This is a genomic window from Chelatococcus sambhunathii (genome assembly GCF_001418005.1).
Taxonomy (GTDB): domain Bacteria; phylum Pseudomonadota; class Alphaproteobacteria; order Rhizobiales; family Beijerinckiaceae; genus Chelatococcus_A; species Chelatococcus_A sambhunathii.
Genome location: NZ_LIOL01000002.1, coordinates 343,174 through 358,422 on the forward strand (window position 1 = coordinate 343,174; position 15,249 = coordinate 358,422).

Below are 15,249 nucleotides of genomic sequence, written 5' to 3' on the forward strand. Positions count from 1 at the left end.
GATCGTGAGCCGGACGGCCTGTCAGGTGCGGGCGCTGCCCTGCAGGCGGAAGCGGTCGAGCGCCACGGCACCGATGATGACGAGGCCCTTGATGATGAACTGCCAGATGTCGGACACGCCGAGCAGGATGAGGCCGTTCGACAGCACGGCGATGATCAGCGCGCCGATGAGCGTGCCCCAGATGGAGCCGATGCCGCCGACGAAGCTCGTGCCGCCGAGGATGACCGCCGCGATGGCATCGAGCTCGTACGACTGGCCGAGCTGCAGACCGTTGGCGGCATAGAGCCGCGCCGCCGACATGGCTCCGCCAAGGCCGGCGAGGAGGCCGGAGACGGCATAGACGAAGAGCAGCACGGCCCAGACCTTGATGCCGGACAGGCGCGCCGCATCGGCGTTGCCGCCGACGGCATAGATGTGAACGCCGAGCACGGTGCGCCGCAGGATGAACCAGGAGGCGAGGATCACCGCGATGGCGATGACCGCGAGCCACGGGATCGAGAGGACGCCCGGAATGATGACGAGCGAGCCGTTGCCGATGAAGGCGAAGGGCAGTTCCGGGTTGAACACCGTCGTGTCGTTGCCGAGGAGGCGCGCAACACCGCGTACGGCCGTGAGCGAGCCGAGCGTGACGATGAAGGGCGGCAGCCGCACGAAGGCGATGAGTGCGCCGTTGAGGAGGCCGAAGAAGAGGCCGGTGGCCATGGCGGCCGGCACGCCGAGGACGCCGAAGTCCTGCGAGGCGATGACGGCGACCATCGCCGAGGCAGCGAGTATCGAGCCGACGGACAGGTCGATGCCGCCTGTCAGGATGACGAAGGTCATGCCCGCGGCGAGCACCGTGTTGATTGCCGCTTGCTGGGCGACAATGGACAGGTTCTGCGCCGTCAGGAAGCGCCCCTCCCCGGTGACATAGAGGGTGAGCACGTGAATGAGGATGCAGAGGATGACGAGCACCGGCAGCATGCCGACGGTGCGCAACAACCCTTGCAACATGATGCGCCGATGTGTGGCGAGCGCGGCTTCTTCGGCTGCGGACATGGGGACGTTCCCTCTCGTCTGGTCGCTCATTCCGCCGCCATGAGCGAGCGGTCAACACCGGTTGCGAGCGCGATGATGTTTTCCTGGGTGATGGCGTAGCCGGTCTCCCCGCCGACCTCGCCCGCGATCTCGCCCTCACGCATGACGAGGACACGGTCGGCGATGCCGACAATCTCGGGCAGTTCCGAGGAGATGACGAGGATGCCGACGCCGGTTTTCGCCAGCTGGTCGATGATGCGGTAGATTTCGGACTTGGCGCCGATGTCGACGCCCCGCGTCGGTTCGTCGAGGATGAGTACCTTGGGCTCCGTCTCGAGGAGGCGCGAGAGCAGCACCTTCTGCTGGTTGCCGCCCGAGAGCGAGCCGACCGTCACGTCTGGGCTCGCGACACGGATGGTGAGCGACTTGATGGCCCTCGCCGCCCGCCACCTGCCCTTGCCGCGGTTGAGGATGCCCGCCCTGGCGTCGCGGCCGATGACCCCGAGGTTCAGGTTCTCGGCCACCGTCATGTCGAGAAAGACGCCCTGGGCCTTGCGGTCCTCCGTCAGATAGACAAGCCCGGCGTCGATGGCATCCTGCGGCCGGCGGATATCGGCCGGCTTGCCGGCGATGACGATCTCCCCGCTCGTGCGCGTGTCGGCGCCATAGACGAGACGAGCCAATTCCGTCCGCCCCGCACCGACCAGGCCGGCAAGGCCGAGCACCTCGCCGGCATGGAGCGTGAAGGAACAGCCCCTGACGCGCGCGCCATCGCCCACGTTGCGCACCTCGAGCACGGGCGCGTTGCGCACGCCCGGCACGTGGTCCTTCTTGTAGAAGGACGACAGGTCGCGTCCCACCATCATGCGCACGATGGTCTCCGGCCGGATCTCGTCGCGGCCGAGCGTGCCGACATAGGTGCCGTCACGCAGCACCGAGACCCGGTCCGACAATTCGTAGACCTCGGCCATGCGGTGCGAGATGTAGATGATGGCGAGCCCCTCGGCCCTCAGCTGGCGCACGAGCGCGAACAGCCGGTCCGTCTCGCGCGAGGACAGCGCCGTGGTCGGCTCGTCCATGACGAGGATGCGCGACCTGGCGTGCACCGCGCGAGCGATCTCGACGAGCTGGCGCTCGGCGATCGAGAGGTCCGCGACCAGCGTGCGCGGGCCGAAGGTGGCGCCGAGGCGCTTGAGGATCTCGCCGCAGCCCTCGGCCATCGCCTGGCGGTCGATCATGCCGCGGCGGCCAATCTCCATGCCGAGATGGATGTTCTCGGCCACCGTCAGGTTGGGGGCGAGCGCCAGCTCCTGGTAGATGATGGCGATGCCGCAGGCCTTCGCGGCGAGCGGGCCGTCGATCACCACGGGCTCGCCATCGATGCGGATCTCGCCTCCCGGATCCGCCTGATAGGCGCCGGACAGCACCTTCATGAGTGTCGACTTGCCGGCGCCGTTCTCGCCCATCAGCGCGTGAATCTCGCCCGGATAGATCGTCAGCTGGACGTCGTTGAGCGCCTTGACTCCCGGGAAGGTCTTGGAGATGCCGCGCATTTCGAGAATGGGCTCAGGCGAATACATGCTCGCTCCCTCCCTTGACGCTGACGGCTGCCTCGCCGGTCAGGATGCCCGTCCGCGGGCTGAAATGGACGAAGAGTGGCAGGCTCGCCGCACCGAGCGCGCCGGCATAGGGGCCGAAGTGCCCGGCCCGCACGACGGGCGGCGTGCGCGCCTCGGCGACACCTGCCACAAGCGCTTTCTCCAGCCGCGCGATCAGCCGGTCGATCCAGACCCGGTCGAGGTCGCTGTCGACGGCGACGAGCGAGATGTCGAGCAGGGCACGCATGGCGAGCAGCGGCCCGGCCAGCGCATCGGCGCAGTCGTCCATCCACTCCTCGACCGCCTTGGGATGACCGTTCATCGCGCCCGGCAGGTCGCCAAGGCCGGTGACATGCGCGCCGCGATGGCGCAGGTGACGGATGAGCGCATTGAGCGAGGCCCGCGTCAGGAGAATATCCGTATGCGGGCCTTGGGGTGCCGACGGCAGCCGGCTCGGCCCGGCGGGCATCACCGCGACGTCGGCGGCGTTTCCGGTTTCGCCGCGCAGATAGTCGCCGCCCATGGCGAGGCCGCCGCCGATGCAGGGCCCGATGAAAAGATAAAGGAAGTTGTCGGCCTCGTGGCCGAGGCCGTGGAACAATTCGGCGATAGCCGCCGCAGCGCCGTCGTTCTCCTCCACAGTAGCGAGGCCCGTGGCCCGGGCGAGGTCGCCGGCGAAATCCGTTTCGTCCCACTCGTGCAGCGAGGGCACCTCGACGAGGTCGAGTTGCTGCAACCAACTGCCGAGATTGTAGGGGCGGCCGATGCCGATGCCGGTGATGCGCTCGCGCATCTCCGGCGTGCAGAAGGCGCGCAACTGCTCCACGTCGCGCTGGACGATGTCGAGCGCCACGGCAGGCGACGGCAAGTCGATGTCGTGCGTGTACTGGGCGAGGAGATGGCCGCCGAGGTCGACGAGCACCGTCTCGATGCGGCTGCGGTCGAGCCGCACACCGATGCCGTAGGCTCCTGCCCTGTTGAGGCGCATAATCGTCGCCGGCTGGCCGCGCTGGCCGCGGTGGCGCTTGCCGACGGTCTCCACGAGCCCGAGGGCGTCGAGTTCATCGACGATCTGGCCGACAGCCGTGCTGGTGAGGTCCGCGGCGCGGGCAAGGTCCGCCTTGGACGCCTCGCCGAGACGGCGCAGGCAGCGCAAGACGAGACGCTGGTTGTACTGCCGGATCTGCAGGGAATTCGTCCCCTGCCCGGCCCGCATGGCACGCATGGCCCGTCCCTGTCGTTCCCCGGCCGCTTTGGCGACCTTTTTATAAATCACGTTGACTTATTAAGGAGCGTTCTGCCGCCGCTGTCAAGTTTGCCGTGCAAAGGATGGTGAGAGCCTCGGGGCGGAATGACCGCACAGGCGACAAAATCTATATATGACAATGGATTACTCTGATATCTTTGCGCCCATTCCCAGTTGGTCATGGCCGGGCTCGTCCCGGCCATCCGCGCTTTTAACCCTGCTCTTCTCAAGACGTGGATGCCCGCGACAGGCGCGGGCATGACGGCGACCGGTTTTCTGCGGCTGCGAAAATCACGCCGCCTTGCGCTGTTCGGCGATGCGCACGAGGTCGCGCAGCACGCGGGCCGTGCCCTTCAGGCGCGCCTCGGCGCTGTCCATGTCCTGGATGAAGACGATGCGCATGTCCGGCCGCACCTTGGCGAGCGTGCCCTCGCCGGCGACATAGGCGATGAGGCCTTCCGGATTGGCGAAGGAATTGTCGCGGAAAGCGACGATGAGACCCTTCGGCCCCGCCTCGACCTTCTCGACATTCGCGCGCCGGCACAGGGCCTTGATGGCGACGAGCTTGAGGAGTTGGTCGACTTCCTCCGGCAGCGGGCCGAAGCGGTCGATGAGCTCGGCGCCGAAGGCGTCGATCTCGTCGTCGCGCTCCAGCGTCGACAGGCGCTTGTAGAGGCCGAGGCGCAGCTGCAGGTCGGGCACGTAGCCCTCCGGGATCATCACCGGGGTGCCGATGGTGATCGATGGCGACCATTGCTCCTCGGCCTCCTCGTCCGTCACCCCGGCCTTGAGCTGGGCCACCGCCTCCTCCAACATCTGCTGGTAGAGCTCGTAGCCGACCTCCTTGATGTGGCCCGACTGCTCCTCGCCAAGGAGGTTGCCCGCGCCGCGGATGTCGAGGTCGTGGCTGGCAAGCTGGAAGCCGGCCCCGAGCGTGTCGAGCGACTGCAGCACCTTGAGCCGGCGCTCGGCCGTGGCCGTCAGCGAGCGGTTGGCCGGCACGGTGAAGAGCGCATAGGCCCGCGTCTTCGAGCGGCCAACGCGTCCGCGCAGCTGGTAGAGCTGGGCAAGGCCGAACATGTCCGCCCGGTGCACGATGAGCGTGTTGGCGCGCGGAATGTCGAGGCCCGATTCGACGATGGTCGTCGAGAGCAGGATGTCGAACTTGCCCTCGTAGAAGGCCGTCATGGCGTCTTCGAGCTGGCCGGCCGGCATCTGCCCGTGGGCGACGACCACGCGCGCCTCCGGCACCTCGGCGTCGAGGAAGGCCTTCACCTCGGCGAGGTCCTCGATGCGCGGGCAAACGTAGAAGGCCTGGCCGCCGCGGTAGCGCTCGCGCAGCAGCGCCTCTCGGATGACGAGCGGATCGAAGGGCGTGATGAAGGTGCGCACGGCGAGGCGATCGACCGGCGGCGTCGCGATGAGCGACAGTTCACGCACGCCGGTGAGTGCGAGTTGCAGCGTGCGCGGAATGGGCGTCGCCGACAGAGTCAGCACGTGCACCTCGGTGCGCAACTCCTTCAGCCGCTCCTTGTGGGCGACGCCGAAGTGCTGCTCCTCGTCGACGACGATGAGGCCGAGGTCCTTGAAGCGGATGGCCTTGCCGAGCAGGGCATGGGTGCCGACGACGATGTCGACGGTGCCGTCGGCGAGCCCCTCCTTGACCTTCTTTATCTCGCCCGCGGCGACGAAGCGCGACGCCTGGGCGATGCGGACCGGCAGGCCCCGGAAACGCTCGACGAAGGCCTTGTAGTGCTGGCGCGCCAGCAGCGTCGTCGGCACGACGACCGCCACTTGGCGGCCCGACAGGGCAACCGCGAAGGCCGCGCGCAGCGCCACTTCCGTCTTGCCGAAGCCGACATCGCCGCAGATGAGCCGGTCCATGGGCCGCCCGGCGGCGAGGTCGTCGAGCACCGCGTCGATGGCGTTCTGCTGGTCCTCCGTCTCGTCGTAGGGAAAGCGCGCCGAGAATTCGTCGTAGAGCCCTTCCGGCGGCTGAATGCGCGGCGCCTCCTTGAGCGCCCGCGCGGCCGCGATCTTGATCAGCGCCCCGGCCATCTCGCGGATGCGCTGCTTGAGCTTGGCCTTGCGCGCCTGCCAGGCGACGCCGCCCAGCTTGTCGAGCACCGCCTCCGTGTCTTCCGAGCCGTAGCGCGACAGGAGCTCGATGTTCTCCACCGGCAGGAACAGCTTGTCGCCGCCGGCATAGTGCAGCTCGAGGCAGTCGTGCGGCGCTCCGGCGGCGTCGATGGTCTTCAGCCCGACGAAACGGCCGATGCCGTGGTTGACGTGCACCACGAGATCGCCGGCCGTGAGGCTCGACACCTCGGCGATGAAGTCCTGCGCACGCTTGGCCTTGCGCTTGGCGCGCACGAGACGGTCGCCGAGGATGTCCTGCTCGCCGACGATGGCGAGGTCATCGGTCTCGAAGCCGTGCTCCAGTCCCCAGACGGCGAGCGCCGCCTCGTTGCGGGCAAGCGCCGAGACATGGGCGAGGCGCGAAATCGGCTTCGCCTGCGTCAGCCCATGGTCGGCAAGCACATGCCCAAGACGCTCGCGCGAACCCTCGGACCAGGCGGCGAGCACCACGTGCTTGCCCGCCTTCTGCAACTCGCGCACGTGGCGCACGGCGACGTCGAAGACGTTCACCGTCTCATCCGCCCGCTCGGCGGCAAAGCTGCGCCCCTGCCGGCCACCGACATCGACCACGAGCCGTCCGCTCGTCTCCGGCTGGGCGAAGGGTGTCAGGCGGACAATCGATTCGTTTTCAATTCGTTGTGCCCATTCGCTTACACCAAGGTAGAGCGCATCCGGCGGCAGCGGCTTGTAGGGCGCACCACCGACGACCGGCTGGTCGAGGGCCGCCTTGCGGGCATCGTAGTAATCGGCGATCTGCGCGAGACGCTCGCCCGCCGCGTCGTCGGCGAGCGCGTCGAAGACGAAGGGCACGCCCGGCAGATAGGTGAACAGCGTGTCGAGATGGTCGTGGAACAGCGGCAGCCAGTGTTCGACACCGGGATGGCGGCGCCCCTCGCTCACCGCTTCGTAGAGCGTATCGTCCCGCGTCGCCGTGCCGAAGGCCGCCACATAGCCCTGGCGGAAGCGGCGCATCGTCTCGGTGGTGAGCTGCAGTTCGCTCATCGGCACGAGGTCGAGCGCGCGCAGCTGGTGCGTCGTGCGCTGCGTCTCGGGATCGAAGGCCCGGATCGATTCGAGCGTGTCGCCGAAGAAATCGAGGCGCAGCGGCTCCGGCATGCCAGGGGCATAGAGGTCGACGATGCCGCCGCGCACCGCATATTCGCCCGTGTCACGCACGGTGCCGGTGCGCAGGAAGCCATTGACCTCGAGCCAGCTGACCAGCGCCTCCATGTCCATGACATTGCCGGGCGCGGCCGAGAGCGTCTCGGTGGCGATGCGGGCGATGGGCGGCACGCGCTGCAGGATGGCGTTGACGGTCGTGAGGAGGATGCGCGGCTTGTCCTCTCCGGCCCGCGTGCGGGCGAGCCGGGCGAGCGTCGTCATGCGTCGCGCGGTTACGGCGGCGTTGGGCGACACCCGATCATACGGCTGGCAGTCCCAGGCGGGAAAGGAAAGGACGTCGATCTCCGGCGCGACGAAGGACAGCGCCGCTTCCATAGCGGCCATGCGCTGACCGTCTCGGGCCACGTGCACGAGCGTCGCCGCCCTTTCCTCGCCTTTGGCGAGGGCGCGTGCGAGGTCGGCCGCGACGATGGCGTCGAGCCCGTCGGGCACGCTCGCGACGGTGAGGCTTTCGGCCCGCTTCAGGGCCTCGATGGCGCGTTTCAGCTGCATGGCAACCCTGATGATGGATGTCTCTGCCGACTGTCCGAAGCAGTCGGAACGCCGCGAGTTCTCAAGCCTTATGATCGCGCGGGTGCGCCGTCTGCGTGGAAGTTCCGCATGCGGCGGAAGAGCGGCGTGTCGTAGGCGGCCGGTACCGGTTCGCTGCCGCTGATCCAGGAGAAGAGGTCCTTGTCGACGAGTTCGATCAGCCGCTCGAACTCGGCGATCTCCTCTTCATCCAGCTGCGCCAAGTGAGCATCGGCGAAGCGACCCATGATCAGGTCCATCTCGCGCATGCCGCGATGCCAGGCGCGGTAGAGGATGCGCCGCCGGCGCATGGCGAGGTCGCTGTCGTCCGGCTGATTGTCGTTCACGGTTTGTCTCCTTCGCGGCCGAACACGCGAGAGTCGTCGCGCCAGGCTCGGGCGGGTATATAGCGCCCGACAGGATGTCTGTCAGCCCGCCCGCGATTTCCGTTCGAACCTCCAGCAGCCCCAGCGATGCGCCCCTCGCTCCTCGATCCACTCTTCGCCGAAGTGACCTCGCTGCCCGGCGTCGGCCCGCGCATGCGGCTGCTGTTCGACAGGCTCGTGGGCGAGCCGGGCAAGCCCGCCCGCGTGCTCGACCTGCTCTTCCACCTGCCCCATGGCGCCGTCGATCGGCGCGCCCGACCGACCGTGGCGGAGGCGGTGCCCGGCGAGATCGTGACGCTCACCGTCCGTGTCGTCTCGCACCATCCCTCGCCGCCCGGCCGCTCGCGCGCGCCCTATCGCGTCGTCGTGGAGGACGAGACGGGCGACGTCACCCTCGTCTTCTTCAACGCCGACCGGCGGCGGCTCGACAAGCTGCTGCCCGTCGGCGAGAAGCGCTTCGTCTCTGGCAAGATCGAATTGTGGGACGGGCGGCGCCAGATGGTCCACCCCGACCGCATCGTCGATGCCGCCGGCCTTGCCGACATGCCGGTTGTGGAGCCGACCTACGGCCTCACCGAAGGCCTGACGGCGCGGTATGTGAACCGCGTCGCCCGCGCCGCTCTCGCCCGCGTGCCGGAACTGCCCGAGTGGCAGGATGAGAACTGGCTGGCGCGCAACGATTTTCCCGATTTCCGCACCGCGCTCGAGCGCTTGCACGCCCCGCAGGACATGGCCGCCTTCGCGCCGGACAGTGCCGCCCGCCGCCGCCTCGCCTATGACGAACTGCTCGCGACCCAGCTCGCCCTCGCGCTCCTGCGCAAGAGCCTGCGCCGTGCACCGGGGCGAGAGAACGTCGGCGATGGCCGCCTCGTCGCCCGCCTGCGCGAGGCTCTGCCCTTCGCCCTCACCGGCTCGCAGGAACAGGCGATCGCCGACATCCGCCGCGATCTCGCCGCGCCGCAGCGCATGCTGCGCCTCTTGCAGGGCGACGTCGGCTCCGGCAAGACGGCCGTTGCCCTGATGGCCATGGCGAGCGCCGTCGAGGCCGGCCGGCAGGCGGCGATGATGGCGCCGACGGAGATCCTCGCCCGCCAGCATTTCGAGCGCCTTGCGCCGCTCGCCGAAGCCGCCGGTTTGCGGCTCGGCCTCTTCACGGGCCGGGACAAAGGCGCCGAAAGGCGGCGCACGCTCGCGGCGCTTGCCGAGGGCGGGCTCGACATCGTGGTCGGCACCCATGCGCTGTTCCAGGAAGACGTTGCCTTCCAGGACCTCGGCCTGGCCGTGGTCGACGAGCAGCACCGCTTCGGTGTGCACCAGCGCTTTGCCCTCGGCGCCAAGGGCGTGGCCGTCGACGTGCTTGTCATGACGGCGACCCCCATCCCGCGCACCCTGGTGCTCACCTATTTCGGCGACATGGACGTGTCGGTCCTCAAGGAGAAGCCGGTCGGCCGCAAGCCGATCGACACCCGTACCGTACCGCTCGAACGGCTCGACGAGGTGGTGGCCGCGACCGGCCGGGCGATCCGCGGCGGCGCGCGCGTCTATTGGGTCTGCCCGCTCGTCGCCGAATCGGAAACGCTCGACGTCGCGGCGGCGGAGGAGCGCTACGCGAGCCTCGTCTCCGTCTTCGGGAGCGAGGCCGTCGGCCTCCTGCACGGCAGGATGCCGGGACGGGAGAAGGACGCCGTCATGGCGCGCTTCGCGGCGGGAGACCTTAAGATTCTCGTCGCCACCACGGTCATCGAGGTCGGCGTCGACGTACCCGAGGCGACCGTCATGGTCATCGAGCACGCGGAACGATTCGGCCTCGCCCAGCTCCACCAGCTGCGCGGGCGCATCGGCCGCGGGGCGGCCGCCTCCACCTGCCTTCTCCTCTACAAGGCGCCGCTCGGCCCGGTGGCCGAGGCGCGCCTCAGGATCATGCGCGAGACGGAGGACGGCTTCCGCATCGCCGAGGAGGACCTGAAGCTGCGCGGCGAGGGCGAGATCCTCGGCACACGCCAGTCCGGCGCTCCCGACTTCCGCCTGGTGCGCACCGAGACCGATGCGGACCTCATCGCCGCCGCCAGGGACGATGCGCGGCTCGTCATCGAGCGCGATCCCAGGCTCGGGAGCCCGCGCGGCGAGGCTTTGCGGCTGCTGCTCTATCTCTTCGAGCGCGACGAGGCCATCCGCCTGCTGCGCGCCGGCTGAGACTAAGGCTGAACCGGCTCCAGCCCCTTGCGCTTGCGCGCCGGCAGCGCCTTCGCCGGCGCCGGCTTGGCACTATCGGGCTGGATGACGCCGCCGGACATGATGAGCTTCGCCGCCTCCTCCACCGTCAGGGAAACCTCGATGACGTCCTTGCGCGGCAGGTAGAAGAAGAACCCCGTCGTCGGATTGGGCGTGCATGGCATGAAGACGCCGACATAGTCGCCGGCATCCGGCAGGCGCTCGGCGATGGCTTTGGCCGGCGGCGCCGAGAGGAAGGCGATCGACCACACCTCGCGCGAGGGATAGGGGATGAGCACCACGGAGCGGAAGGAGGTGCCCTGCTCCGAGAACACCGTCTCGAAGACCTGCTTCACGCCCTTGTAGAGGCTGCGCACCACGGGCATGCGCGCCAGGATGCGTTCGCCGAAATTGAGCAGCGAGCGCCCGACGAGATTGGCCGTCAGGAAACCGAGCAGGGTCAGGCCGATGAAGGCCACGACGAGACCGAAGCCCGGGATGGCGAAGGGCAGATAGGTGTCCGGCAGGTAGGCCGCGGGGATGAGCGGCTTCACCCAGCCGTCGATGAGGCCGATGATCCAGGTGACGATATAGGCCGTGATGGCGAGCGGACCGGCGACGACGACGCCGGTCAGGAAATAGTTGCGCAACCGGGAACCGGCCGTGTGCGGCCGGACGGCCGAGGCTGCGGCCACCTCCTGGGCGATCTGATGCGCCGTCGGAACGGTTTCGTCATCCTCCGGCTGCTTGTGCCTGTCATCCATGCGATACAACCTGTCCCCTGAGGCTTGCCGGGGCGTGTCATGCGGCCGCATCCCCACCCCGAAGCCCTTTCACAATTGATGGGGCTTTGCCATTTTCCTTGCAAGCAGGCCAATCACCGCAGGCGTTTCAGACAAATCGAATCGGAACGACACGTGGAAGGCAGGAGGATCGAGCAGGATCGCCGCAGCAGGGCGACCGACGCGGGGCAGCGGATTGCGGCCCGCTCACCGGCTGCGCGCTTCATCTATCTCGGGCTCGGCTGCCTCTTCGTCCCCATCGGAGCCATCGGCCTCGTCATCCCGCTCCTGCCGGGCACGGTCTTCCTCATTCTTGCGGCGGCATGCTTTGCCCGGTCCTCACCGCGTTTCGAGCAATGGCTGCTCGAGCACCGATACCTTGGCCCCTCCGTCCGCGCCTGGCGCGCGAACGGCTCCATCCCCCGCCGGGTGAAGTGGATCGCCTGTATCAGCCTCGTCGTCAGCTACGGCATCGTGCTGGCTTCGGCCGCGCCGATGGTGGGCCGCATCGCGGCCGCCGCCTGCTTCATTGCCGTGGCGGCCTATATCATCACGCGGCCCGAGCCTGTCGCGGAGGTATGAGCGGCTGGCAACAGCCCGCGGCGCTCATTCGACGGTCACGGACTTGGCGAGATTGCGCGGCTGGTCCACGTCCTTCCCCATGAAGAGCGCCGTGTGATAGGCGATCAGCTGGGCCGGTATGGCGTAGACCAGCGGCGCGATGATGGGGTTCATGGCCGGCATGGCGACGGTCGCCATCGTCTCCACGGCCGCCTCGCGTGCCGCATGCGCCTCGCCGACGAGGACGATGCGCCCGCCGCGCGCTGCCACCTCCTGCATGTTCGACACGGTCTTCTCGAAGACGGCATCGCTGGGTGCCAACACAATGACCGGCACCGTCTCGTCGATGAGGGCGATGGGGCCGTGCTTCAATTCGCCGGCGGCATAGCCCTCCGCATGGATGTAGGAGATTTCCTTGAGCTTCAGTGCGCCCTCGAGCGCGAGCGGATAGGCCATGCCGCGCCCGAGGTAGAGCACGTCGCGCGCCTTGGACAATTCGCGCGCCAGGCCCTCGATATCCGCCTCGCTCTTCAGCGCCTCGGCCATGAGGCCAGGCACCGAGATGAGGGCGGAGACGAGCCCCTCCTCGTCCCGCTCGCTCAGGGTGCCGCGCGCCCGCCCGGCGGCGATCGCCAGCGCCAGCAGCACCGCGAGCTGGCAGGTGAAGGCCTTGGTCGAGGCCACTCCGATCTCGGGGCCGGCGAGCGTCGGCAGCACGGCCGTGCTTTCGCGGGCGATCGTCGAGGTTGGCACGTTGACGACGGACAGGATCGAGGCACCACCCGCCTTGGCATAGCGCAGCGAGGCGAGCGTGTCGGCGGTCTCGCCCGACTGGGAGATGAACAGCGCCACGTCCGTCGCGAACAGCGGCATCTCGCGGTAGCGGAACTCGGAGGCGACGTCGATCTCCACCGGCAGGCGCGCCAGCCGCTCGAACCAGTAGCGCGCGACGAGCCCCGCGTAATAGGCCGTGCCGCAGGCCGAGATGACGATGCGGTTCACCTTGCGGAAATCGACGGCGAGTTCAGCCGGCATCTTCACCCGACCTGCCGCGAGGTCGACGTAATGGGCGACCGTGCGGCCGACCACCTCCGGCTGCTCGTGGATCTCCTTCGCCATGAAATGGCGGTGGTTGCCCTTGTCAGCGATGAAGGCGCCTGGCGAGAACCGCTGGCGCTCGCGCTGAACCACCTTGCCGGAAGCGTCGCGGATGATGGCGCCGTCGTGCGACAGCACCGCCCAGTCGCCATCGTCGAGATAGGAGATCTCGTCCGTCAGCGGCGCCAGTGCCAGCGCATCGGAGCCCAGATACATCTCGCCTTCGCCATAGCCGATGGCGAGCGGCGCCCCGTGGCGCGCACCGATGAGAAGGTCGTCCTCGCCGGCGAAGACGAAGGCGAGCGCGAAGGCGCCGCGCAGCTGCGGCAGGACGGCGGCGACAGCATCGGCCGGCGCCTTGCCCGCCCGCATCTCGCGCGTCACCAGCTGGGCGACGACCTCGGTGTCCGTCTCGGTCTCGAAGACCACGCCCCCGGCCTGCAGCTCCTCCTTGAGCGCGCGGAAATTCTCGATGATGCCGTTGTGGACCACGGCGAGACGATCCGTCGCATGCGGATGCGCGTTGGTTTCGTTGGGGCGGCCATGTGTCGCCCAGCGGGTGTGGCCGATGCCGACGGGACCGGACAGCGGCGAGCGCGCCAGCTTGTCCTCGAGGTTGCGCAACTTGCCCTCGGCCCGGCGGCGCTCCAGCCGCCCGTTCTCAAGTGTGGCGACGCCGGCAGAGTCGTAGCCGCGGTATTCGAGGCGCTTCAGCGCATCCACCACGAGCGGGGCGGCCGGCTGCCGCCCGAGTATTCCCACGATGCCGCACATGGATGGTCTACTCCCCGAAAGGCCAGCACAGTCGTATCGCCGATCACGGCGGATCGACGTGGTATCCGATCGCGACGCGCAGGTTCAAATCACGTTCGATATCCGTTTGTGACGTAAGGGCGCAGATGAGCATGCGCCTCATTCGGTCTTTTTGGTAGAAGCGCCACTAAACGTTTCGCGGAATTTCTGTGCCCAGCCGTCCTTGGTGACCTGCCGCGCGCGGCCGACAGCGAGCGCATCGGCCGGCACGTCCATGGTCACCACCGAGCCGGAGCCGACAAAGGCGCCATCTCCGATGGTGACCGGCGCGACGAGGGAGGAATTGGAGCCGACGAAGGCGCCGGCGCCGACCTCCGTGCGGTGCTTGCGGAAGCCGTCGTAGTTGCAGGTGATGGTGCCGGCGCCGATGTTCGCCCTGGCGCCGATCGTCGCATCGCCGAGATAGCTCAGATGATTGGCCTTGGCGCCGGCCCCGAGCGTCGCGTTCTTGACCTCGACGAAATTGCCGACCCGCGCGCCCTCGCCGATATCGGTGCCCGGACGCAGGCGGGCATAGGGACCGACGGATGCGCCGGCGCGGACCCGCGCCCCTTCGAGATGCGAGAAAGCGTGGATGACGGCCCCGTCCTCCACCATCGCGCCGGGCCCGAAGACGACATGCGGCTCCACCACCACGTCCCGGCCGAGGCGTGTGTCGGCGCTGAGGAAGACCGTCTCCGGCGCCTGCAGCGTCGCCCCCTCGCGCATCGCCGCAAGCCGCAGCCTCACCTGCAGCGTCGCCTCTGCCTGCGCAAGCTGGGTGCGGTCGTTGATGCCCTGGACTTCCGCTTCATCGGCAACGACGACATGGGCCTTGAGGCCACGCGCCCGCGCCACCGCCACCGCGTCGGTCAGGTAGAACTCCCGCTGGGCATTGTCCTGGCCGATCGCGTCGAGCAGCGCGAGCGCCTCGCCGCCGTCAAGGGCCATCAGGCCCGCGTTGCACAGGCCGACGCGCCGCTCCTCGTCGTTCGCGTCCTTGTGTTCGCGGATGGCGAGGAGGTCTTCGCCTTCGATGATAAGACGCCCGTAGCCGTTGGGATCGGCGGCCTCGAAGCCGAGCACGGCGACGGCGGCGCCGCGGGCAAGCTCCGCCCGCAGGCGGCCGAAGGTCTCTGCGGTCACGAGGGGCGTGTCGGCGAAGGCCACGAGGACGTCGTCATAGCCCTGCGCGATCTCGTCGCGCGCTGCGAGCACGGCATGGGCCGTGCCCAGGCGCTGTGCCTGGACATGGATCGTCGCATCGGCCCGCACGCGGCGCGCCTCGGCGGCGACGTCGTCGCGGTCCGGGCCAACGACCACGGACACCGCGTCCGCCCCGGCCGCCGAGACGGCGTGGAGCACGTGGGCAAGGAGGCTGCGCCCGGCGAGCGCATGGAGAACCTTGGGCGTGCGCGATTTCATGCGCGTACCCTCTCCTGCGGCCAGTACGATGACGAGGCAGCGACGTGCCGCCGCCGGATCCGATGCCTTCACCATGCCATCTCCCGGATCTCATCCGCTGCGTGGAAGCGGACAGCTTCCCAATTTCGGCCTCTTTACGACCGCAAATCGTTGCCAGTGTCAAAGGTGTCTGCGCTCGGCGTGGAAGCTGTTCGCGATTCAACGAAATTTCGCCGCTGCCGTCGAAAGCATGATAGAAGCCGCCGGTGCTCACACCAGTATCCCGAACGCACCAATAGGTCGAGTTGTCTGCCAAAGTGCCG

At 68.4% G+C, this 15,249-nt stretch carries 10 protein-coding genes; 2 read left to right on the forward strand and 8 right to left on the reverse strand.

Features of this window, described 5'->3' with window-relative positions; translation table 11 throughout:
* Positions 1–21: 21 nt before the first annotated feature.
* The 5 genes from ASC46_RS05185 to ASC46_RS05205 all read right to left on the reverse strand — a co-directional run bounded on the left by ASC46_RS05185 (position 22) and on the right by ASC46_RS05205 (position 8,039).
* Positions 22–993 carry an ABC transporter permease subunit gene (locus ASC46_RS05185; RefSeq protein WP_425349095.1) on the reverse strand — a complete coding sequence of 324 codons (972 nt, stop codon included), beginning with the start codon at positions 991–993 and terminating at the stop codon, positions 22–24.
* Positions 994–1,064: 71 nt separating this feature from the next.
* Positions 1,065–2,597: a sugar ABC transporter ATP-binding protein gene (locus ASC46_RS05190; RefSeq protein ID WP_055458225.1), complete on the reverse strand. Its 1,533-nt coding sequence runs from the start codon at positions 2,595–2,597 to the stop codon at positions 1,065–1,067.
* Complete coding sequence (locus tag ASC46_RS05195; RefSeq protein ID WP_055458226.1) at positions 2,584–3,840, reverse strand: ROK family protein; 1,257 nt, start codon at positions 3,838–3,840, stop codon at positions 2,584–2,586. Before ASC46_RS05195 ends, ASC46_RS05190 begins: the two co-directional genes overlap by 14 nt.
* A gap of 312 nt (positions 3,841–4,152) precedes the next feature.
* Positions 4,153–7,674 carry a transcription-repair coupling factor gene (gene mfd / locus ASC46_RS05200; protein ID WP_245280470.1) on the reverse strand — a complete coding sequence of 1,174 codons (3,522 nt, stop codon included), beginning with the start codon at positions 7,672–7,674 and terminating at the stop codon, positions 4,153–4,155.
* A gap of 68 nt (positions 7,675–7,742) precedes the next feature.
* Positions 7,743–8,039, reverse strand: a complete 297-nt coding sequence (locus ASC46_RS05205) for an FAD assembly factor SdhE (RefSeq protein WP_425349086.1) — start codon at positions 8,037–8,039, stop codon at positions 7,743–7,745.
* Positions 8,040–8,165: 126 nt separating this feature from the next.
* On the opposite strand from ASC46_RS05205, the gene recG reads away from it, so the two are divergent.
* Positions 8,166–10,271: an ATP-dependent DNA helicase RecG gene (gene recG, locus ASC46_RS05210; protein WP_055458228.1), complete on the forward strand. Its 2,106-nt coding sequence runs from the start codon at positions 8,166–8,168 to the stop codon at positions 10,269–10,271.
* A 2-nt stretch (positions 10,272–10,273) separates the two neighbouring features.
* Here recG and ASC46_RS05215 read toward each other — a convergent pair whose 3' ends face one another.
* On the reverse strand, positions 10,274–11,053 hold the full coding sequence (locus tag ASC46_RS05215) for a DUF502 domain-containing protein (protein ID WP_055458487.1): 780 nt from the start codon (positions 11,051–11,053) through the stop codon (positions 10,274–10,276).
* Between the two features lie 153 nt (positions 11,054–11,206).
* On the opposite strand from ASC46_RS05215, the gene ASC46_RS05220 reads away from it, so the two are divergent.
* Complete coding sequence (locus ASC46_RS05220; protein ID WP_245280471.1) at positions 11,207–11,653, forward strand: YbaN family protein; 447 nt, start codon at positions 11,207–11,209, stop codon at positions 11,651–11,653.
* A 24-nt stretch (positions 11,654–11,677) separates the two neighbouring features.
* Here ASC46_RS05220 and glmS read toward each other — a convergent pair whose 3' ends face one another.
* A complete protein-coding gene (glmS, locus tag ASC46_RS05225) occupies positions 11,678–13,504 on the reverse strand; it encodes a glutamine--fructose-6-phosphate transaminase (isomerizing) (protein ID WP_055458229.1) in 1,827 nt (608 codons plus the stop codon).
* 138 nt (positions 13,505–13,642) lie between these two features.
* Positions 13,643–15,022, reverse strand: coding sequence for a bifunctional UDP-N-acetylglucosamine diphosphorylase/glucosamine-1-phosphate N-acetyltransferase GlmU (glmU, locus tag ASC46_RS05230; RefSeq protein WP_055458230.1), 1,380 nt, complete (start codon positions 15,020–15,022; stop codon positions 13,643–13,645).
* Positions 15,023–15,249 lie beyond the last annotated feature (227 nt).

Excerpts from the sequence above, each read along its gene's own strand:
- ASC46_RS05185 (WP_425349095.1), bottom strand. The coding sequence starts at position 993 with ATGTTGCAAGGGTTGTTGCGCACCGTCGGCATGCTGCCGGTGCTCGTC.
- ASC46_RS05190 (WP_055458225.1), bottom strand. The coding sequence starts at position 2,597 with ATGTATTCGCCTGAGCCCATTCTCGAAATGCGCGGCATCTCCAAGACC.
- ASC46_RS05195 (WP_055458226.1), bottom strand. The coding sequence starts at position 3,840 with ATGCGTGCCATGCGGGCCGGGCAGGGGACGAATTCCCTGCAGATCCGG.
- mfd (WP_245280470.1), bottom strand. The coding sequence starts at position 7,674 with ATGCAGCTGAAACGCGCCATCGAGGCCCTGAAGCGGGCCGAAAGCCTC.
- recG (WP_055458228.1), top strand. The coding sequence starts at position 8,166 with ATGCGCCCCTCGCTCCTCGATCCACTCTTCGCCGAAGTGACCTCGCTG.
- ASC46_RS05215 (WP_055458487.1), bottom strand. The coding sequence starts at position 11,053 with ATGGATGACAGGCACAAGCAGCCGGAGGATGACGAAACCGTTCCGACG.
- glmS (WP_055458229.1), bottom strand. The coding sequence starts at position 13,504 with ATGTGCGGCATCGTGGGAATACTCGGGCGGCAGCCGGCCGCCCCGCTC.
- glmU (WP_055458230.1), bottom strand. The coding sequence starts at position 15,022 with ATGGTGAAGGCATCGGATCCGGCGGCGGCACGTCGCTGCCTCGTCATC.